Source organism: Acinetobacter qingfengensis (assembly GCF_008693185.1).
GTDB lineage: Bacteria > Pseudomonadota > Gammaproteobacteria > Pseudomonadales > Moraxellaceae > Acinetobacter > Acinetobacter qingfengensis.
In genome coordinates this window covers 176,223-196,363 of sequence record NZ_VXKN01000001.1, presented here as the reverse complement: position 1 = coordinate 196,363, position 20,141 = coordinate 176,223, and the positions used below count along the sequence as shown (strand labels likewise).

Here is a 20,141-nt window from a genome sequence, read left to right as displayed (position 1 = left end):
TTGTTTTAAATATTAGTCTCATCGCTTTAATGCATTTGATACAATGACATTTAAGCATGAGAAATTTGTCATTTTTAAAACAGTCTCTTGTTTACATTAAGGATTGAAGATTTATGCTCAAGCTTGCTGCCCTATCCGATTATGTCTGTTTAGGTGATTCATTACAGGGAATTAACAACTGGCGTAAAGATGTAGAAAATCAACTGGATCATGCATTTGAAAATGGCACATCAATACGGGAAATTATTGCAGCACGTTCTGAACAAATTGATACTGCCTTAATTTTTTTGTGGGAAAATGCTGGACTCGATGCATCTTCACTTGGATTATTTGCTGTTGGTGGATATGGCAGACGTGAAATGCTGCCCTATTCCGATGTCGATATTCTGATCTTATCAGAAGATGAACTTGATAATGCAACAGAAGAAAAAATTAAAATCTTTGTATCTTCATTATGGGATGTTGGCAATTTCAAACCAGGAATCAGTGTACGAACACTTAAAACTTGCTTTGAGCAAGCACAAGAAGACTTGACTGTTGCCACCTCACTGATTGAATCCAGATTATTAATTGGAAATCAACAACTCACCCCCTGGCCGCGCCGAATTGTGGCACAGAGCTGGACCGATAAAACCTTCTTTGATGCAAAAATGGCTGAGCAACATGCGCGTTACGAGCAGCATAATAATACGGAAAGTAATCTCGAACCCGACATTAAAAATGCGCCTGGTGGTTTACGTGATATGAATCAAATTGGCTGGATTGCCAAACGACATTTTCGTGTCAATCGTGTATACGATCTGGTTCATCTAGGCTTTATCAGTGAATTTGAGTTAGGTTTACTGGAACAAGCTGAAACTTTTTACTGGGAAATCCGCCATCACTTGCACAAACTACGCAAACGAGATGAAAATCGTCTACTTTTTGATTATCAAAGGGAAATTGCTGCAAAAATGGGCTATACCCATCAGCAAGGACAACATCCTAATCATAGCATTGAACAATTTATGAAGCGTTATTATCGGATGGCACAAATCGTTTCAACCTTAAATGAATTGTTACTAAATTATTTCAATGAATCTGTTATTACGCCAAGATTACCTGATTATGAACGTAGAATTGTCGAACTAAGCCATAATTTTAAACTGGTTGATGACAAACTCGCAGTAACACATCATAAAGTTTTTTCGGAATCTCCTAGCGCAATTCTGGAAGTGTTTTATTTAATGGCGAATCGCCCTGAAATACAGGGAATCCGCTCTCGCACATTACGATTATTGTTATTGTCAGCAAAAAAAATTGACCAAACCTTTAGAAACGATCCAACCCATCAAGCATTGTTCATGGCTATTATTCGCACACCGCATCAGCTCTATGAAACATTGGTGGCAATGAAGCGTTATGGTGTCCTTGGACATTATATTCCTGCATTTGGAAAAATTATGGGGCTGATGCAATATGATTTATTCCATATTTATACTGTTGATGCCCATACCCTATTGCTCATTCGTAACCTGAATCGCTTTGCAGATCCCGAATTCAGTCAACAATATCCCGTGGTTTGTAACGTTTTCCAGCGTCTGGTACGTAAAGATATTATTTATCTGGCAGCACTATTTCATGATATTGCCAAAGGGCGCGGCGGTGATCATAGTGAACTTGGTGCAGAAGATGCACTGGAATTTTGCCGTCAACATGGCTTAACCGAGCGTGAAGCAAAAATGGTTGCATGGCTCACCCGTAATCATTTGATGATGTCGTTAACAGCCCAGAAAAAAGATATTTCTGATCCGGATGTTGTCCAAACTTTTGCTGAACAAATGGGCGATATGGAGCATCTTGATTACTTATACTGCCTGACAGTTGCCGATATTAATGCTACCAATCCAACACTTTGGAATAATTGGAAAGCTTCGCTGCTACGCCAGCTTTACTCGCAAACCCGTGAAATTATCCGAGCAGGTATTGATCGTCCTGTAGATCATCAAATGTTAATTGAAGATACCAAGTTCGAGGCCATGGATAAACTTTCAGATGAGTTTTCCAGTACCGAAATTGAGCAGGTCTGGCAAGAGCTTGGAGATGACTATTTCCTCAAGGAAAGTGCAGATGAAATTGTCTGGCATACCAGCGCAATTTTGCGTCACGGTGACAATCCGGATCCTTTAGTTCTGATCCGTGAACATCGTAAAGCGGTACAATTATTTATTTATACCCGTGATACACAAAATTTATTTGCAACCACTGTAGCAATTCTGGATCGAATGAATCTAGATGTACAGGACGCACGAATTATCACCGCAGCAACCAATTTTTCACTGGATACCTATGTCATTCATGATCGTTTGGGAAGTTTGATGAGTGATCGTGAACGCCGAAAACAGGTCATCAACAAACTGGTTGAAGCACTGCGTCATGCAGATCAATATCCGGGTGTGATGCAACGCATCATCCCTCGTCAGTTACGGCATTTTGCGGTAGAAAACACGGTAGATATTCGCTTGAATCATGCCTTGAATCAAAATATGGTAGAGATCTCTACCCTTGACCAACCGGGTTTACTGGCACGGGTAGGTGGGTTATTCATGATGCAGGGATTAGATATTCATTCGGCAAGAATTGCAACACTAGGAGAACGTGCAGAAGATATCTTCTTTGTTACCAAACAGGATGGTTCTCCGATGAGTGAGGAAGAAACCATCAGTTTTGCCGAGAAGTTAAAATTGGCGCTTGAAGAAGCCTCAAACCGTGTTACCGTACAACATTAATTTTCAGCGATCAGACCAGATCTGTCAGGTCGCCTATTTCCGATTAATATGAGCTTTTGTCATGAACCCTGATTTGGCCCTTTTACATCCGTATCCTTTTGAAAAACTAAATGCATTATTTGCTCATGTTCAACCAGCCGATATGCCGTTAATTCCGCTTTCCATTGGCGAACCAAAACATGCCGCACCAACATTTGTACAACAGGCCATTCAGGATAATTTCCAACATTTATCGACCTATCCCAACAGTAAAGGTCTGATTGAGTTACGTCAAAGTATTGCCAATTGGTTGACACAACGTTTTCAACTCAAATCGGTTAATGCTGAAACACAGGTTTTACCCGTTAGTGGTACACGTGAAGCAATTTTTTCCTTTGTGCAATCTGCAATTGATCGAACACAACACCCTTATGTTGTGATGCCAAATCCTTTTTATCAAATCTATGAAGGTGCTACTTTATTGGCAGGCGCCAAACCTTATTTTGTCAACTGTACAATTGCCAATCAGTACAAAGGTAATTTTGATGCTGTTCCTAATGAAGTCTGGGAAAAAACGGCTATTTTATTTGTGTGTACGCCCGGTAATCCAACCGGTGCCGTATTGGATAAAAATGATTTTAAAAAATTAATCGCATTATCTGATCAGTATAATTTTATCATTGCGTCAGATGAATGCTATTCAGAATTATGGTTTGAGCAAGCACCTGTTGGTTTATTGCAAGTCTGTGCCCAAATCGGTCGTGATGACTTTAAAAACTGTATCGTATTTCATTCTTTATCCAAACGCTCTAACCTGCCGGGAATGCGTTCTGGTTTTGTGGCAGGTGATGAACAACTACTGGCACCTTACTTAAAGTATCGTACCTACCATGGCGCTGCAATGCCTGTACAGCATCAACTTGCTTCTATAGCAGCGTGGAATGATGAACAACATGTCGAAGACAATCGTATTGCCTATCGACAAAAATTTAATCTATTTCAGCAAGAATTAGGCCATTTACTTGCATTAAAAAAACCTGATGCCGGATTTTACTACTGGCTACAGGTGGATGATGATGAAGTTTTTGCCCGCAAGCTTTTAGCGCAGGCCAATATCAAAGTTTTACCCGGTCGTTATCTGTCAAGAGAAACTGATCAGGGCAATCCCGGTGAAAATCATGTGCGTATGGCATTGGTCGCCAGTATTGCACAATGCGAACAAGCCATCGATCGGTTAAAGAAAATTTTATAAAAAAGTCACAAAAAATCGGGTATATCACCCGATTTTTTACTGATTATTATTTATTTTAATGATCTTGAGATGAACGATCTTTAGGTGATTGAATACGTTTTGAATCAGGCGTAACCTCCCTGGCTTCACCATCAATAATGCTGGAATCCTGATATTGGCTGCTACCTTGCTGACGTTGCATATCCTGCATCTGACGCATCATATCTTCAAAAGGACTACCCGCACCTGCATTATTTCCACCCATCATCCCTCCCATCATTTTGTTCATCATTGCTTGTTGACGTTTTTGCAAAGCACTCAACGCCACATTCTGGATCAACTTATGCATCCCCGGAATGAGAAGAATCAGGGCAACAACATCTGACAGCAATCCTGGAATCATAAGTAGCACACCAGAAAGACAACGGGCAAGATATTTACCAACTTGAGGATCATTACCCATTTGTCCGCCCAGTTGCATTTGCTGTAACTGAGGCATGATATGAGAAGAACTACTGCGCAGTAAATTTAGACCAATAAAGAATGCAGCAATAAACCAAAAAAATACATACCATGCACTGCCAACTAATTTACCGACAAAAATCCATGTCAGAATTTCCGCAACAATTGCAATCAATGCCAATAAGATCAGACCCATAAGTAAAAATGATTACCTCAATTTGGTATTAAAATTCAGCAAAGCCGTAGACGAGGGCTAAGCTTTTTCAAGCATATATGTAACAATAGGGATATTTTAAAATATTTAAAGGGCAAAATGACATTAATTATTGGCATTGATCCTGGTTCACGTCTTACAGGTTACGGCATTGTAGAAAAACAAGGGGCAAAATTGCGTTTTGTTGATGCAGGAACAATTCGAACAGAAAGTCAGGATATGCCTGAAAGATTAAAGCGTATTTTTGCCGGTATTGATCGCATTGTACAATTTCATCAACCCACTGAAGCTGCTGTAGAGCAGGTTTTTATGGCGCAAAATCCTGATTCGGCACTCAAACTGGGACAGGCTCGAGGCGCTGCTATTGCTGCATTGGTTAATCTTGACTTGGCTGTTTCAGAATATACAGCACGACAGATCAAGCAATCTGTTGTCGGCTATGGTGCAGCCGATAAAGAACAGGTACAAATGATGGTGATGCGCCTGCTAGATTTAAGCATTAAGCCGCAAGCCGATGCTGCCGATGCACTGGCAGCAGCCATTTGTCATGCACATGCTTCCGGTAGCTTGAATAAAATGGCTGTATTAAATGCCTTGGGAGGCATGGCTCGTGGACGAGGACGTGGTTTACGCCGTAGGTAATAAAACCTCCAATAAATATAACAAAGCCATTTGCATTACCATACAAATGGCCTGAAATTTATTCTTTCATGCCTTCATGTTGCTTTAATAATTTGGCAACCCAAAGTACAAGTAGCAAAATTGGAATACCCATTAAAAAAGTAATAGTAAAAAATCCTGAATAACCGATTTGATCTACCATTGTTCCTGAATAACCACCAATAGTTTTTGGCAGCAATAACATTAAAGAGCTGAAAATAGCATATTGCATAGCAGTAAAAGAAACACTGGTTAAACTGGATAAAAAAGCAATAAATACTGCGCCTGCCAAACCAGAAGCCAGATTGTCAAAGATAATTCCCATCACTAACCAAATTTTACTGTATTGAACCACCACTTTGCCCTTAAATTCTACAGGCTGGGTTTGATCGACATTCACTGCAGGAATCTCAAGCAGATTTATTCGATTTACAGGTTGCATTTGTTGTAAATTGATTTGATATATGGATTTTGCAGTTAAATGATAGATTTGTTGTTGCAATTTATAATCAGCATTAATCTGAATATATTGGGAAGATTTCAAATCCTTTCCATTAACAACAGCACTCCATTGGTTATTATCATTGACATTGGCCAATACTTTTTTATTATTCACCATGATTTCAACTTTTTTATCTGTACTATTTGCCGGAATATTGAGTAAATTACCCTGAATAATCACATCCCGAGCTAGTTCGTTTTTAAACAATATATTATCACCACCTATTGGTTTAATATAAATGTCTGGTGCCGAGTGTTGATGATATGTTTTTAATGGCACTTCTACGCTTAAATTTTGCGATAAACCTTCAGGTTTTGAACTAAAACGAATACTATTTTGTGCCTGAAGCTGTTGCTGTGGAATCGTAATTTTCCAGTTGCCGACTTCATCAGGCTTGATAAGATATTGATGTTTCGCTGTATTCACCACAACATCATTCATACTATAACCTGATTTTACTAACCCCACAAAAATCAGATTGGTCGCACTTGCCAAAATTGCACCCAGGAACATCATCTTCATGATGTTGTAACGCTGAGATAAAAGACCACCAATAAATCCACCTAAAATCACAAAAATGACAGCAAAAAGCTTATTAAACCATGCAATTTCTTCCTTATCGAAATTTAAATCAACATAAAATAAATTTGCCATTGTACCTGCGACAATATCAGAAATACGATAAAAGCCTATTAATAACAGGATAGCCAAAGCAATTTTTAAACCATATCGTCTAAAAAAATCCAGAAAAGGATTAACCCAGGTTTCCATGACAATTTTTTTCTGAATAATCCCTGTTTTAATCAGTATCATTGGTAAAATAAATGCAATAATGGCACAAAAAATAAATTGTATAGCGAGAACAATAAACCCAAGAAAAGCATCTTCAATATTTAATTTAGATTTAAGCGTATTACAAAAAATAAAAGCCATGACAAAAACACTGGTAGAAAGGATAAACACCAGCATTAATTGTAAATAATCATGATGTGAGTAATGCGAATCGACTCTTTTAACCTGAGGTTCATGAATGACTAACGTGGTTATAATCCCTATCAGCATCAGACTGGCCATTAATAAATATGTACTTTGCCATGCTTCATAAATATAATTTCCGGCTGCCGTACCCAGTGATGCGGCAAAAAGCAGAGCACCAAACTGAGTAATGATGGTTGCAATACGATACCCTGCATTATAGGTAGAAGCCAAAACGGTTTGTAATGCTTTATCTTGTGTCAGTTCAATACGGTAAGCATCGACAATAATGTCCTGTGTTGCTGATGAAAATCCCAGAAATACTGCAGCAGCAGCCAGTAGTTTCAGATTGACATTTTCTCCTGTAGCACTTGCCACTGGGTCAATCATAGCCATGAGTATAATTGCAGAAATCACCATGAATTGTGAAACAAGTAACCAGCTTCGCCTTTGTCCCAACTTCTTGGTCAGAAAAATAATAGGTAATTTATCAATTAAGGGGGCCCAGATAAATTTAAAGGAATAAGCTAAAGCTGCCCAGCTAAACATAGTGATTGAACTACGATTGACCCCTGCTTCACTCAACCAGAATGACAAAACCGAGAAGATCAAAAAAATGGGTAATCCTGAAGAAAATCCCAAAAACAGCATAATGATGGCACGCCGATCCAGAAATGCAGAAAAAGCGCTACCCCAGTTTTTTGATGTATTAGACATTAATGATAAATTTCCTGACCGCAAAGAATATCCATCAGTAAAAATGCTGTTTTGATGCAGGTTTTTACAGACGAATGACAATAACAACTGTAATCTTAGAATTGCGCTTGAATTAAAGCAATAAAACTGTCACCTTTATATACATAGTTAATACCTCGTTTTATGGACTACCCAGTGATTTCAAACCAGAACGCCGTACACAACACCATAGCTGATACTCAAACAAATGCTCTACCGTACCAAAGCCATAATTACCTTAGTGCACTCGATAATGCAGAAATCCAGAAAACTATTGAAAATACCGAATTAAAACCGCAGCAACTCACTCATTTTCCAGACCTTGAAAAAATTCCTAGCTCAACCAAACGTATTAAACCTGTAAATAATTTTTTAGGTCAGGATCGAGCCAGAGCTTCTGTAGAAGCCGGGATTAGTATGCCGTACTCCGGCTACAATATTTTTGCAGTCGGCACAGCAGGACTAGGCAAGCGTACCATGATCAAGCGTTTGCTTCAGCAACATGCCAAAACCCTCGCTACCCCACCCGACTGGGTTTATGTCAATAATTTTCAGGATGCCAGACAGCCTTTAGCCTTACAGCTTACCGCAGGACAAGCACCAAAATTTCAAAAAGCCATGCATGATATGTGGTTAAGTAGTTTGAAACAATTGGAACGCCGTTTTGGTGCAGATACATATCACAAACAAATTGAATTGATCCGCCAGCATATTAGTTTGCAACAGCAGGAAGCATTATTAGAATTAACTCAGGAAGGTGAATCTTTATCACTTAAACTGGTTTCCAAAAATGATGAACATTGCTTTGTGCCTTTTCAACGTGAAGATCAACAGGAGAAGGAACTCTCTGATCAAGAAATTGATGCCTTACCCTCTAAAGAGCGTATTCGTATCGCCTCAAACATGCGCTATATGGATAAAAAATTACAAAGGCTGGGCTCAAAATTAGGCATTCTTGAAGACAATGCTCGCGATCAAGTGGTTGATTTAAATCATGATATTGCCAACCAAGTGATCATGCCAAAAATCAAAAATATTTTACATCGCTTTGAAGATGTTGAAGGACTCGAGCAGTATCTCAAACTATATGCAAAAGACATTATCGAAAATGTTGAGTTAATTCTGGATCGTGAGGAGGAAGATTTTAGTCCAACATCATTTAATCGTGTTCCTGCCCGTTATCAAGTCAATATTATTACAACCCATAAACTGAACTCTGGCGCACCAATTATTTTTGAGGATTTTCCAACACATTACAATTTATTGGGGCATGTGGAACAACTCACACATGGTGGTACGATTACCACTGATTTTACCCTGATTCGTTCTGGTTCATTACATCGTGCCAATGGTGGCTTTTTAATTCTTGAAGCAGAGCAATTACTGGAACAAGCCTATGCATGGCAAGGCTTAAAACGTGCATTAAAATCAGGACAATTAAAACTATCATCCTTAGAACACATGCTGACACTAACTGGCAGTATTTCTATTGAACCACAAGCCATTCCACTGAATGTCAAAGTTGTTTTACTGGCAGAACCACAAATTTATTATGAAATTCTGGAATATGAACCAGAATTAGGCAGTGTATTTAAAATCCGTGCCGATTTTACCGACACCTTGCAACGCAATGAAAACAATGAAAAAGCCTACATACATTTGATTGCAGATTATGTACAGGCTGACAAATTATTACCTTTTGACCGCTCGGCATTGGCGGCATTACTTACTGATTCCAGTCGTCAGGCAGAAGATCAAAAATCGCTGTCATTACATGCAGCAACTCTGGGTGATTTGATTCGTGAGTCTCATCATCATGCCATTCAGAAAAATGAAAGCATGGTCACAGCAGAACATATCAATCTGGCTCTCAAACATCGTCAGTATCGCTTAGGTTATTTGCGTGATTTATATTGGCAAGATTTATCCCGTGGTACTCAACTGATCGAAACCCGTGGTTATCGTCTGGGACAAATCAATGCTTTATCGGTCATTCATTATGCAGATGTCGAGTTTGGTTTACCTTCTCGTCTAACTGCTTCAGTTTATCAGGGTGGTGGTGACATTCTGGATATTGAGCGCAGTGTAGAGTTGGGGGGGTCATTACATGCCAAAGGTGTTCTGCTAATGTCCAGCTTCTTAAAAGCACATTTTGGACGCACTCAAACTTTGCATTTCTCTGCTGCACTGGCATTTGAACAAAGTTATGGTGAGGTTGATGGTGATAGTGCTACCGTTGCCGAACTATCAGCATTAATTTCTGCCATTAGCCAAATCCCTATTGACCAGTCTTGGGCCATTACCGGTTCAATGAACCAATTGGGTCAGGTGCAACCAATTGGCGGAGTAAATGCCAAAATTGAAGGCTTTTTTGATGCATGTAAATTACAGGGCTTTACAGGTAAACAGGGTGTGATTATTCCTCGCCAGAATATGCAGCATCTTATGTTGCGTCAAGATGTCATTGATGCCGTGGAAAAAGGACAATTCCATATTCATGCGATTGATACTATTACACAAGCACTGGAAATTCTTATGTCACGTCCTGTTGGTTCTTTAAACAAGAAAGGCCGTTATAGTAAAGATTCCATTTTTGCTGCAGTTATGGAGCAATTGGAAGATTGGCAAGCTGTTGAAGATGGCGATATTCAGGACGAGGTTAAAAAGAAAAAAAAGAAAGCTAAAAAGAAAAAACCGCAGCATGATGAACAATTAAGTGATCAGGTGGTGGCAGAAGCAAAACCACACTAATCGTATTTCAGAAAATAGCGAATTTCTCTGGAAATTCGCTATTTTTCGGGTTACTCCCCATTTTCATATTCTGTAATGGCTTCTTTGGCGATACGAAAGCTATCTACTGCCGCAGGTACACCGCAATAAATAGCCACCTGTAGTAACACTTCCCGAATTTTTTCTTTAGGTACGCCATTGCGTAATGCACCTTTAACATGCAACTTTAATTCGTGTGGACGATTTAATGCAGAAATCATTGCCAGATTAATCAAACTACGTTCAGATTTTGACAGTTCATCCCGCCCCCAAACAGCTCCCCAACAGTATTCTGTTACCAATTCCTGTAAGGGCAGATTAAAATCATCTGCATTGTTGATGGAACGATTAACATATTCTTCGCCTAAAACCTGTTTGCGAATCTCTAAACCTTTTTCAAACTGATCATTACTCATTTTTTAAAGTCCTCCAAATAAGGTGTATTTGATTTCAAGATAATCTTGTATACCATACTTTGAACCTTCACGACCTAAACCTGAATGCTTAACACCACCGAATGGAGCAACTTCATTAGAAATTAAACCTTTATTGATTCCTACCATGCCATATTCAAGTTGTTCACTCATACGCCATGCTCGACCAAGGTCCTGAGTATAACAATAAGCTGCCAGACCAAATTCTGTATCGTTTGCCATCTGCAAAGCTTGTTGTTCCGTATCAAAGGCAAATACTGCAGCTAATGGACCAAAGGTTTCTTGTGTTGCGACCAACATCTCAGAATGCGCATCAGCAATTAAGGTCGGCTGAAAAAATAAAACACCAGCGTCATGTAAATGTCCACCACTGATCAATCGACCATTTTTATCCAAAGCATCCTGAATATGGTACTGAACTTTTTCCACCGCAGCTTGATTAATCAGTGGGCCAATATCATGTCCAGCTTCTAAGCCGTTCCCAATGCTTAGCTTTTCAATTTTACTTTTTAGTGCAGCAATAAATCGTTCATAAATACCTGATTGCACCAAAAAGCGATTCACGCATACACAGGTTTGACCTGCATTTCTAAATTTAGCAATCAAAGCACCTTCTATTGCAGCATCAAGATCGGCATCATCGAATACGATAAATGGGGCATTTCCACCTAATTCCAGCGAAACTTTTTTCAGGGTTTTTGCCGAACGTTCCAGTAGTTTTTTGCCCACTGGTGTTGAACCTGTAAAGGTAAACTTACGCACATCATCACTGGCAAAAATTGCATCACCAATTTCTACAGCATCACCTGTAATTACACTAAAGATTTCAGGTGGAATCCCCGCCTGAATTGCTAGATCAACCAATGCTAAAGCTGTAAATGGTGTTTCCGGCGCAGGTTTAACAATACATGGACAACCTGCTGCCAGTGCTGGTGCAACTTTACGGGTAATCATGGCCGCAGGAAAATTCCAAGGGGTAATCGCGGCTACGATCCCAATAGGTTGTTTATGAATTACAATTCTGGCATCAGGATATGGGCTTGGAATAATATCACCATAAATTCGTTTGGCTTCTTCAGCAAACCATTCAATAAAACTTGCAGCATAAAGAATTTCACCTTTGGCTTCTGCCAATGGTTTTCCTTGTTCTGAGGTCAAAATCAATGCCAAGTTATCCGCCTCAGCAATCATTAAATCAAACCATTTTCTTAAAACAATTGAGCGCTCTTTAGCTGTTTTATTTTTCCAAGCGACCCAGTGTTGTTTTGCGACCTGAATCGCACGTTCAGTTTCAGCTTTTCCCATATTAGGAACTGTACCCAAAATTTGCTGATTCGCTGGATTATAAATTGTTGTAATATGCTGGTTATCAGCATCACACCATTTACCAGCAACAAAAGCCTGCTGATGAAACAATGCCTGATCTTTCAAATTCATGATGAATCCTGTCTAATAGAAATGAATGGATACCATACTGCTGTCATATGGTATACCATTTAAATAGATAAAAAATTTTCTGCATATTATGCAGGCATGGTCAGACGAAACTAGAAATAATAAAACAATGTCAGATTTAACAAACGATTGGTTTTATTATTATCTCCCTGTGCCAGAGCTGAACTACTGCCACCAATAAATGGATCATTTTTTGCAAAAATATATTCTGCAACCAGAGATACTTTTTTATAATCAAATGATGCACCAATAAAGTTACGGGAAGAATCCTTTGCACCAGAAACATCCTTGATATAACTGGAATAGGTCAGATATGGAGTAATATTCAATCCATCTTTATAAACATCTTTCAGCACATAACGAACATCAGCAGTATAAAAATAACCTTTGTTGGCAACATCATATTCACCATCATACGATCCCATAACAGAATAATCCTGGTTATTCAAATCTTTATTGTTTACAGAATTTTTACCACCAGTCAGAGTAAAAGCCAAGTTATCATAACCAACACTGCTAAATAATGCCCATGCCTGACGAGAACCTGTTAGACCAGCGCTTTTATTTTCAATATCAGAATACCAATAAGATCCGCCAACATTGATTTTGAGATCAGGAGCAGCAATAAATTTTAGATCCTGACTCACTCGAGCGATCCACATATTTTTTTCACTAAGTGTTGATTTTGTTGGATCACTACTTTTTACAAAATTCGCTGTATAACGGGCAGAATCAAGACTATCACCAACATAATGGCCACCATCAGTTGCAAAATATGCCATATCAATTTTGGTTGATGCAATTTCATGATGATAATTCACCCCTAAATTATGTGCATCTTCCAGCCCCATCGTATTATTGATACCACCATATAAAGTACTTTCCCAAAACCGTGCAACTCCAAATGGAACAGGTTGAATACCAATGGTCAGATTTTGTTTTGGACTAAAACGATAACCCAGATATCCATCTACTAATGTAGAAAAATCACATAAGGTATCGTATTGATAACAGCGATATTCAACGTGACCAAAAATATTTGCAGAATCGTAATCTAAATTGATCTTGGCAGCATCAAACTGAATTTTATGGTCATTGTCTGAACCATAGTTTTTATCCTGATATTTTGCTCGAACATAACCCGAGATGCTCAGCTCCCCTGTTTTATCATTTACATCACCAAACGTAATGCCAGCAAAACATGGTACCGCCAGAGTACATCCCAATAATCCTGCACTACAGCGAGAGTATATTTTTTTCATCATTATATCCTCAATGAATATTAATATTTTTTGGTTGAAATGTCGTAACGGTCGACAGCTTTGACTCGTGATGCATTGAGTAGCCAATATACGATACCTGTTACAAGCAATCCCACAATCCAAGAAATATCAACATCTGGAATAATATTTGCTAATGCGCCTGTAAAGAATGAATTGGTCAAAAATGGAATCTGTACCACAATTCCAATGAAGTAAGTAAGTAGAGTTTTGGTATTGTATTTACCATACTGACCACCATCCTCAGCAAAAATTGAATCAATATCGTATTGTTGTTTATTCACAAAATAAAAATCCATTAGATTAATCACTGCCCACGGCACACAGATAAATAACATGGCAAAAATAAAATTCAGGAAGTAACCAATAAAATTACTTGATGCCCATAATGCTGTCGCAGTCGCTGCAATCAACACGGCAATTGATAAGATGATTCGGCTATTACGGCTTGGCATCCATGTTCCAGCAAAAGTTTGGATAGCTGTAATAAATGATAAAGATGCACCATACAAATTCATGGCATTATGACCAATAATATTGCATAAAAATAAAATCATCAGCACATAACCAAAACCACCTGTTACCGTTTTAACTGATTGCATGGCATCACCTGTGGTTAAAATACTTACTGCCAACATTCCAAAACAAAACGCAAAAATGGTTCCAAGTGCTGCACCTAAATAGGTATAAATGAATGGTTTAAAAATACCAATTTCCTTAGGTAAATAACGTGAATAATCAGAAGTATATGGCGAGAAACTAATTTGCCAGATGGCACAAACACAAAACATGGCAAACCAGCCTTTTAAATTAAAAGCGCCTTTTGCCAACACCTCTGCATTTACATGAGGCAACATAAGCATAAAGCCAATTAATAATGCACCCCCCATAAACCATGTGCCGACTTTATTAAATTTATGAATAAAGTGATAGCCTACAATACCAATCAATGTCGCTACAATGGCCCCAATTATTGTCGCAGTAGATACCGGAATTGCTGGAATAACCGCATGTAACGTTTTTCCTGACAAAATAATATTGGAAACAAAAAAACCTAGATAAATCATAGTTGTAAATATTACTACCAATAATGCACCGTAGCGCCCGAATTGGGCACGACTTTGAATCATCTGTGGAATACCAACCTGCGGACCCTGTGCTGAAGTCAATGCCAAAATCAATGCACCGAAAAAGTGACCGAAAATGATGGCAGTCAATGCACTCATAATATTTAAGTTAAACGTTTGCACTGCCATTGCTCCAGTAATGACAGCTAACGGGGCAATATTGGTACAAAACCACAAGGTAAATAAATCCTTTACGTTACCATGCCGTTGTGATGGAGAAACGTAATCAATACTATTACTTTCTATTTCAAAAGCTTTTCCTGATGTCGTATGCTGACTCATATCATTAATCTCCATTTAGAGAATTGGCTTAAATGACAAACCCACACATTCCTGTGAGGAATTCTTTATTCCTTTAAATCAAAGCAATTTTTAGACCATTTTTTATTCAAATTAAAAATATTTTTATCCATTAATTTTATCGGAATAATAATATACCGATGTGCTTTACAATGAGATTTTAGAAAAGAAATAGATTTATATCATTTTGTTTTAAAATGATTTTATTATGGAAATAACAATCAACACTCTCGAAAAAGATCGGAGTATTATATTTGAAAATCCATTTTCAATATCACAAATCCATTGTGTTAAATGCGATAAAAATTTATATAAATTTTTAATCAAAAACGGGTAAAAATAACTTTATCACCTCATCACAAAAGGATCATCTATTGGCTGATCTGACGTCCTAAGCCACACTGATTTTGTGGTGGTATAGTCTAGTACCGCAGCAATTCCACCTTCACGTCCATGCCCTGATAAACCATAGCCACCAAAAGGGACTAAAGGCGAAACTGCACGATATGTGTTTAGCCAGACAATACCCGCACGAATAGCTTTCGTCATACGATGCGCTCGGGTCAAATTATTGGTAAATACACCTGAAGCCAGCCCATAAGGTGTACTATTAGCTTTTTGAATCGCTTCTGTCTCATCATAAAAGACATCAACTGATAATACAGGGCCAAAAAGTTCAGTGGTGATACTGTCGGCTTGTGGCGTTTGGCTACAGTCTAAAATCGTTGGTGGATAATAGTACCCTTTGCCTTCAGGAGTGTTTCCACCTGTAATCAATGTTGCACCTTGTACAATAGATGCATCAACAACCTGCTGAATTTTCTGACGTTGCTTTAAAGTACATAATGGTCCGTATTCAGTTTGCATATCTTCTGGCAAACCAACTCTAATACTTTGCACACGTTCAGCCAGCTTTCTTAAAAATTCATCCTTGATACTTGCTTCAATCAATAAACGCGATCCAGCAACACAACTTTGCCCTGTCGCTGCAAAAATAGCGGCAACCTGTGCATTTAACGCACTATCTAGATTGGCATCTGCGAATACAATAAATGGTGATTTTCCACCAAGTTCCAAAGATACCTTTGCCAGATTATTTGCTGTATTTTTTACAATATGTTGTGCTGTTTCAGGGCCACCGGTAAATGCAACATGAGCAATTGCGGGATGACCACTCAAAACAGCTCCACATTCTGCACCAAAGCCAGTTACAATATTAACAACACCTGCCGGAAAACCTGCCTCATCAATCAATTTGGCAAATTCCAATAATGGTGCAGGAGCTTCTTCTGAGGCTTTTAAGACAATGGTACAACCTGCCGCAAGTGCCGGTCCAACCTTGACAGCAGATAAAAATAACTGGCTATTCCATGGCACAATCGCTGCAACCACACCAACAGGTTCACGAATTAACCATGCTTGCATATCAGGTTTATCAACCGGAACAACACTGCCTTCCAGCTTATCTGCCAGACCTGCATAATAACGATAATATTCAGCAACATAGGCAATCTGACTAGAGGTTTCCCGAATGATTTTCCCGGTATCCAGTGTTTCCAGTTCAGCTAAGCGTGGAGCTGCTTTTTCAATTAAATCTGCCAGCTTATAAAGTAATTTTCCACGTTGTGAGGCAGTTAATGCTGACCAGTCTGAAGCATAAAATGCTTTTTCTGCTGCCTGTACTGCACGATTAACTTGTTCAGTACGTGCTTCTGGCATTTTTGCCCAGACCTGCCCAGTTGCAGGATTGATGCTGTCAAATTGCGCAGCACCATCTTCAAATTGTCCATTAATATAAAGCTGGAATTTCTGCATCTTGCTTTTTCCCTGCGTATTGTTGGGTAAATGCTGGCATAACTTCATTAATCATGCGTTCTAGAGATGCTTTTTTGCGCTCAAAACTCATTCCGGTATCAATCCAGAAAGAGAATTCATCATAGCCCATGGCTTCATAGCCTTTTAAACGCTCAATAATGTCCGAAGCTTGTCCAATTGGCATATTTTGACGCATCAATTCTGGGGTATAAAATGGATGCGATGCAATTTCTTCTGTACTAAGTGGTGCAATCAAACCTTGTGAAATCTCACGTTCATTTTTAAACCATGCGCCAAAATAGTTATAGAACACATTGATTTCTTCTGCTGCTCGCTGAGCATCTTCTTCACTCTCTGCAACATAAGCATGTTGTAACAGCATAATCTCAGGACGAGGAATATCATTGAATTTTTCACAGGCATGATCAAAATGGTTTTTTAACTTACTAATTTCTTCATGCCCGAGATGCAGTGGTGTAACCTGTACATTACAGCCATTTTGAACGGCAAATTCATGGCTGTTTGGATCACGTGCAGCAACCCAGATCGGTGGATGTGGTTGCTGTAAAGGTTGTGGTGAAGATGTGGTTTTTGGAAATTTCCAGAACTCGCCATCATGTGCATAATCACCTTTCCACAAAGCTTTTATTGCAGGAATCATTTCACGCAGGCGCTGCCCGGCACTCCATGCATCCATTCCAGGAACCAGTCTTTCATATTCAAAAGAATATGCACCACGTGCAATACCGATATCCAGACGTCCATTACTGATCACATCCGTCATAGCGGCTTCACCTGCCAATTTAATCGGATGCCAGAATGGGGCAACAACTGTTCCTGTACCTAAGCGAACATTTTTGGTCTTATTGGCCAAATCAACCAGATTTAAAAATGGATTCGGAGCAATAGTAAAATTCATACCATGATGTTCACCTGTCCAGATTGCATACATTCCCCCTCGGTCTGCAATCTGACATAATTCGATCATTTCTTCATACAACTGCTGTTGTGTCTGCTGATCAGACACGCGTTCCATGTGAATAAATAGTGAAAAACGCATAATTAAACCCCTTCTTTTACAATTTGACGAACCGTTCCTGCAATTTCATTACCATAATAAATACCGTAACTTTGCAATTGCTTTTCCCGGTGATAACGTTGCAACATACTTTCTAATGCAGGATTAACGAATTGCAGGGAGGATAGTTTATCCAGATCAACGAATTTACCTTTTAAAGGTTGTGAAGTTGGTGCATTACATAAAAATGAAATGTATTGATGTTGATTACTACAGTGTTCATACACTGAATAGATAAAACTTGCTGATGCATCAGACTTATATTCATCAAATAATTTTTTTAAGGCTTGATCTGCACCACTCTGATCTACCTCAATATGCGGAATCGTCCAGAGGTGGTTTGCATCTTCAAGCAGTAAAACCTGATTTTCGTGCGCAATAATGGCACTAATCACTACTTTTGGTCCTGAGCTTACTTCTTTTGAAATAATTTCAGTCGAAAATTTGGCAGGGGTAAAATATCCACCACGATAATATCCCAACCCAGCAAAACCCGATGATGCAAAATTTTCAATCTTGCCAATTAAAATTGCATGATCACCAGCATCAACAATTTGATAAGTAGTACAATCAAACCATGCTGTAACATCATCTAAAATTGGATTTTGGTATTCACTGAATGACCATTTCACCTCAGCAAAACGATCTTGACTTGGACGGGCAAAAATATTGGAAATATTTTTTTGCTCTTCTGCCAAAATATTGATGGCAAAATGCTGGGTATTGGCAAAATTCTCATAGTTACTGGATGTCTTGGCAATACTTACCAATAACAAAGCCGGATCAAGAGAAACCGAGGCAAAAGAATTTGCGGTAAAACCCAAAGGTTTATTTCCATTTTCTTTACTGGTCGTAACAATCGTTACGCCTGTCATAAAGGCACCAAATGCATCCCTTAATTCTCTAATCTTATCGATTGATTCCATTTCACTCATGACTATATTCCCTTATTTTCTGGCTAATGTTCAAAACTGGCGTTTTAAGCCAATCTTCCATTGCTTGATTAACTTGTTCAGGTGCAGTCAGATTAACCATATGGCGATGCTGATCAATAATCACGGCCACACCAAGTGGTGCATGCTTCGCCATTTCTATACTCATGGCAGCTGTGGAATTTAAATCATCTTCACCAGTAAGAATCAGTGCAGGACATTGCACTTGTTCCCACAAATCAGCATAAACATTATCACCACGAGCAAAGGCTGAATAAGCTGTTGCATAACCACGTAAATTAATTTGCTGTAACCATTTTTTCACTCTGTCACATGCGAGTCGTTCTATTTCACTCGTACCGAACCAGCGTTGTAATGGTGTTTCAATATCAAGTTCACCATCTTTTAACTGCTCAGCACGATCTATCACTGCCTGACGTGCCTGCTCAGTACGCTTATAAACACCGTTCAACACTGCAACACGCTTCACCAAATCTGGTCTGGTCGCAGCAACGCCTGTGGCAATCAGCGATCCCATCGAATGTCCAGCCAAATTCACAGGTTCAGAGCTTAAATGTTCAATTACATGAATTGCCCATTGCACAAAATCTTGTAAACTGGCGCCTTCGAGCAAAGCATCACTTTCACCATGTCCCGGCATATCTACCGAGATCACACGATAATTTTTAGAGAAATACTCAATTTGTGGATACCAAGCCGCTGCCTGCATGCCCACACCATGAATCAGAACCAATACTTCACCCTGACCATGTTCCAGATAATGAACTTGACTGTTATTTGACAGCCGCAGGGTTTTTGAGGTCATGACCTAACTCTTCCAAATCTTGATAACGATCACCAATACGGTGGTGTGGGCGACCAGCAGTTGAAGCCCCAATTACAATAACCAGTTCATCAGCAGCAGGAGCATCAGGAATAGCAAACTGAATGGTTAAATAATGTGAACGGCGACCTTCATCATTTTTATCCATCATAGGCACCAAAATTGGTGCATTCGCTGGCCCACGCGTGTTATTGAATGCAAGATAAGATTTCGCACCGACTGCACTACGATAAGTATTACCAAAATGTAAGGTATGAATTAATGCGGAAGCATGTTCAAGTTCACCATCCAGACCAACAACAGCCGATTTACCAAAAGCCTCCACTGCTTCACCTGAACCAATTTCATCAAGAATCAATTTTGTTAAATGCTCACTTAGAATTGGTGCAATACGTCGAATTTCAGGTGTTAAATTTTCTACATATCCCTGACCTGCCCATGGATTTTTAATCACTGCTGCTGCTGCCACCATTTTTAATGGGGTTGCTGCTTCTTTAGCACCATCAACATAAATTGTTTCTACATGCAGTACGGTTTTCCGAATTAGGCTCACGTTTTAATCTCCTTGGTTTTACTCGAAT

Annotated in this window: 15 protein-coding genes; 4 read left to right on the top strand and 11 right to left on the bottom strand. The window is 39.0% G+C overall.

Annotation, left to right across the window (positions count from 1 at the left end; all coding sequences use genetic code 11):
• Positions 1-113 precede the first annotated feature (113 nt).
• Positions 114-2,768, top strand: a complete 2,655-nt coding sequence (gene glnD, locus F4V57_RS00845; RefSeq protein WP_070069221.1) for a [protein-PII] uridylyltransferase — start codon at positions 114-116, stop codon at positions 2,766-2,768.
• Between the two features lie 61 nt (positions 2,769-2,829).
• Entirely contained in the window at positions 2,830-3,999 is a 1,170-nt protein-coding gene (dapC, locus tag F4V57_RS00840; protein WP_070069222.1) for a succinyldiaminopimelate transaminase, read from the top strand.
• Positions 4,000-4,054: 55 nt separating this feature from the next.
• Here the strand turns inward: dapC and F4V57_RS00835 are convergent, their stop codons facing one another.
• Positions 4,055-4,636, bottom strand: coding sequence for an FxsA family protein (locus F4V57_RS00835; RefSeq protein WP_070069223.1), 582 nt, complete (start codon positions 4,634-4,636; stop codon positions 4,055-4,057).
• A 117-nt stretch (positions 4,637-4,753) separates the two neighbouring features.
• Between F4V57_RS00835 and ruvC the strand changes: the two genes are divergently transcribed.
• Complete coding sequence (gene ruvC, locus F4V57_RS00830; protein ID WP_070069224.1) at positions 4,754-5,296, top strand: crossover junction endodeoxyribonuclease RuvC; 543 nt, start codon at positions 4,754-4,756, stop codon at positions 5,294-5,296.
• 58 nt (positions 5,297-5,354) lie between these two features.
• Here the strand turns inward: ruvC and F4V57_RS00825 are convergent, their stop codons facing one another.
• Positions 5,355-7,508 (bottom strand): AmpG family muropeptide MFS transporter, encoded by a 2,154-nt coding sequence (locus tag F4V57_RS00825; protein WP_070069225.1) that lies wholly within the window; start codon positions 7,506-7,508, stop codon positions 5,355-5,357.
• A gap of 207 nt (positions 7,509-7,715) precedes the next feature.
• Between F4V57_RS00825 and F4V57_RS00820 the strand changes: the two genes are divergently transcribed.
• Complete coding sequence (locus F4V57_RS00820) at positions 7,716-10,277, top strand: Lon protease family protein (RefSeq protein ID WP_227515665.1); 2,562 nt, start codon at positions 7,716-7,718, stop codon at positions 10,275-10,277.
• Positions 10,278-10,327: 50 nt separating this feature from the next.
• Here the strand turns inward: F4V57_RS00820 and F4V57_RS00815 are convergent, their stop codons facing one another.
• The 9 genes from F4V57_RS00815 to F4V57_RS00775 all read right to left on the bottom strand — a co-directional run bounded on the left by F4V57_RS00815 (position 10,328) and on the right by F4V57_RS00775 (position 20,113).
• A complete protein-coding gene (locus F4V57_RS00815) occupies positions 10,328-10,711 on the bottom strand; it encodes a carboxymuconolactone decarboxylase family protein (RefSeq protein ID WP_070069227.1) in 384 nt (127 codons plus the stop codon).
• Positions 10,712-10,714: 3 nt separating this feature from the next.
• Positions 10,715-12,166, bottom strand: coding sequence for an NAD-dependent succinate-semialdehyde dehydrogenase (locus F4V57_RS00810; protein ID WP_070069228.1), 1,452 nt, complete (start codon positions 12,164-12,166; stop codon positions 10,715-10,717).
• A 110-nt stretch (positions 12,167-12,276) separates the two neighbouring features.
• Complete coding sequence (locus F4V57_RS00805) at positions 12,277-13,446, bottom strand: hypothetical protein (RefSeq protein WP_070069229.1); 1,170 nt, start codon at positions 13,444-13,446, stop codon at positions 12,277-12,279.
• A 20-nt stretch (positions 13,447-13,466) separates the two neighbouring features.
• Positions 13,467-14,873, bottom strand: coding sequence for a purine-cytosine permease family protein (locus F4V57_RS00800; protein WP_070069230.1), 1,407 nt, complete (start codon positions 14,871-14,873; stop codon positions 13,467-13,469).
• A gap of 366 nt (positions 14,874-15,239) precedes the next feature.
• On the bottom strand, positions 15,240-16,706 hold the full coding sequence (tgnC, locus tag F4V57_RS00795; protein WP_070069231.1) for a (Z)-2-((N-methylformamido)methylene)-5-hydroxybutyrolactone dehydrogenase: 1,467 nt from the start codon (positions 16,704-16,706) through the stop codon (positions 15,240-15,242).
• Positions 16,681-17,766 carry an LLM class flavin-dependent oxidoreductase gene (locus F4V57_RS00790; RefSeq protein ID WP_070069232.1) on the bottom strand — a complete coding sequence of 362 codons (1,086 nt, stop codon included), beginning with the start codon at positions 17,764-17,766 and terminating at the stop codon, positions 16,681-16,683. The genes tgnC and F4V57_RS00790 overlap by 26 nt, the downstream gene beginning before the upstream one ends.
• A 2-nt stretch (positions 17,767-17,768) precedes the next feature.
• The gene (locus tag F4V57_RS00785; RefSeq protein ID WP_070069233.1) at positions 17,769-18,719 is read right to left on the bottom strand and encodes a flavin reductase; all 951 of its coding nucleotides are present in this window, start codon (positions 18,717-18,719) and stop codon (positions 17,769-17,771) included.
• Positions 18,712-19,542 (bottom strand): alpha/beta fold hydrolase, encoded by an 831-nt coding sequence (locus F4V57_RS00780; RefSeq protein WP_070069234.1) that lies wholly within the window; start codon positions 19,540-19,542, stop codon positions 18,712-18,714. The genes F4V57_RS00785 and F4V57_RS00780 overlap by 8 nt, the downstream gene beginning before the upstream one ends.
• On the bottom strand, positions 19,511-20,113 hold the full coding sequence (locus tag F4V57_RS00775; protein ID WP_070069235.1) for an amino acid synthesis family protein: 603 nt from the start codon (positions 20,111-20,113) through the stop codon (positions 19,511-19,513). Before F4V57_RS00775 ends, F4V57_RS00780 begins: the two co-directional genes overlap by 32 nt.
• Positions 20,114-20,141: the final 28 nt, after the last annotated feature.

What these genes read in the sequence shown, in the direction of transcription:
- glnD (WP_070069221.1), top strand. Translation starts at nt 114, where the DNA reads ATGCTCAAGCTTGCTGCCCTATCCGATTATGTCTGTTTAGGTGATTCA.
- dapC (WP_070069222.1), top strand. Translation starts at nt 2,830, where the DNA reads ATGAACCCTGATTTGGCCCTTTTACATCCGTATCCTTTTGAAAAACTA.
- F4V57_RS00835 (WP_070069223.1), bottom strand. Translation starts at nt 4,636, where the DNA reads ATGGGTCTGATCTTATTGGCATTGATTGCAATTGTTGCGGAAATTCTG.
- ruvC (WP_070069224.1), top strand. Translation starts at nt 4,754, where the DNA reads ATGACATTAATTATTGGCATTGATCCTGGTTCACGTCTTACAGGTTAC.
- F4V57_RS00825 (WP_070069225.1), bottom strand. Translation starts at nt 7,508, where the DNA reads ATGTCTAATACATCAAAAAACTGGGGTAGCGCTTTTTCTGCATTTCTG.
- F4V57_RS00815 (WP_070069227.1), bottom strand. Translation starts at nt 10,711, where the DNA reads ATGAGTAATGATCAGTTTGAAAAAGGTTTAGAGATTCGCAAACAGGTT.
- F4V57_RS00810 (WP_070069228.1), bottom strand. Translation starts at nt 12,166, where the DNA reads ATGAATTTGAAAGATCAGGCATTGTTTCATCAGCAGGCTTTTGTTGCT.
- F4V57_RS00805 (WP_070069229.1), bottom strand. Translation starts at nt 13,446, where the DNA reads ATGAAAAAAATATACTCTCGCTGTAGTGCAGGATTATTGGGATGTACT.
- F4V57_RS00800 (WP_070069230.1), bottom strand. Translation starts at nt 14,873, where the DNA reads ATGAGTCAGCATACGACATCAGGAAAAGCTTTTGAAATAGAAAGTAAT.
- tgnC (WP_070069231.1), bottom strand. Translation starts at nt 16,706, where the DNA reads ATGCAGAAATTCCAGCTTTATATTAATGGACAATTTGAAGATGGTGCT.
- F4V57_RS00790 (WP_070069232.1), bottom strand. Translation starts at nt 17,766, where the DNA reads ATGCGTTTTTCACTATTTATTCACATGGAACGCGTGTCTGATCAGCAG.
- F4V57_RS00785 (WP_070069233.1), bottom strand. Translation starts at nt 18,719, where the DNA reads ATGAGTGAAATGGAATCAATCGATAAGATTAGAGAATTAAGGGATGCA.
- F4V57_RS00780 (WP_070069234.1), bottom strand. Translation starts at nt 19,542, where the DNA reads ATGACCTCAAAAACCCTGCGGCTGTCAAATAACAGTCAAGTTCATTAT.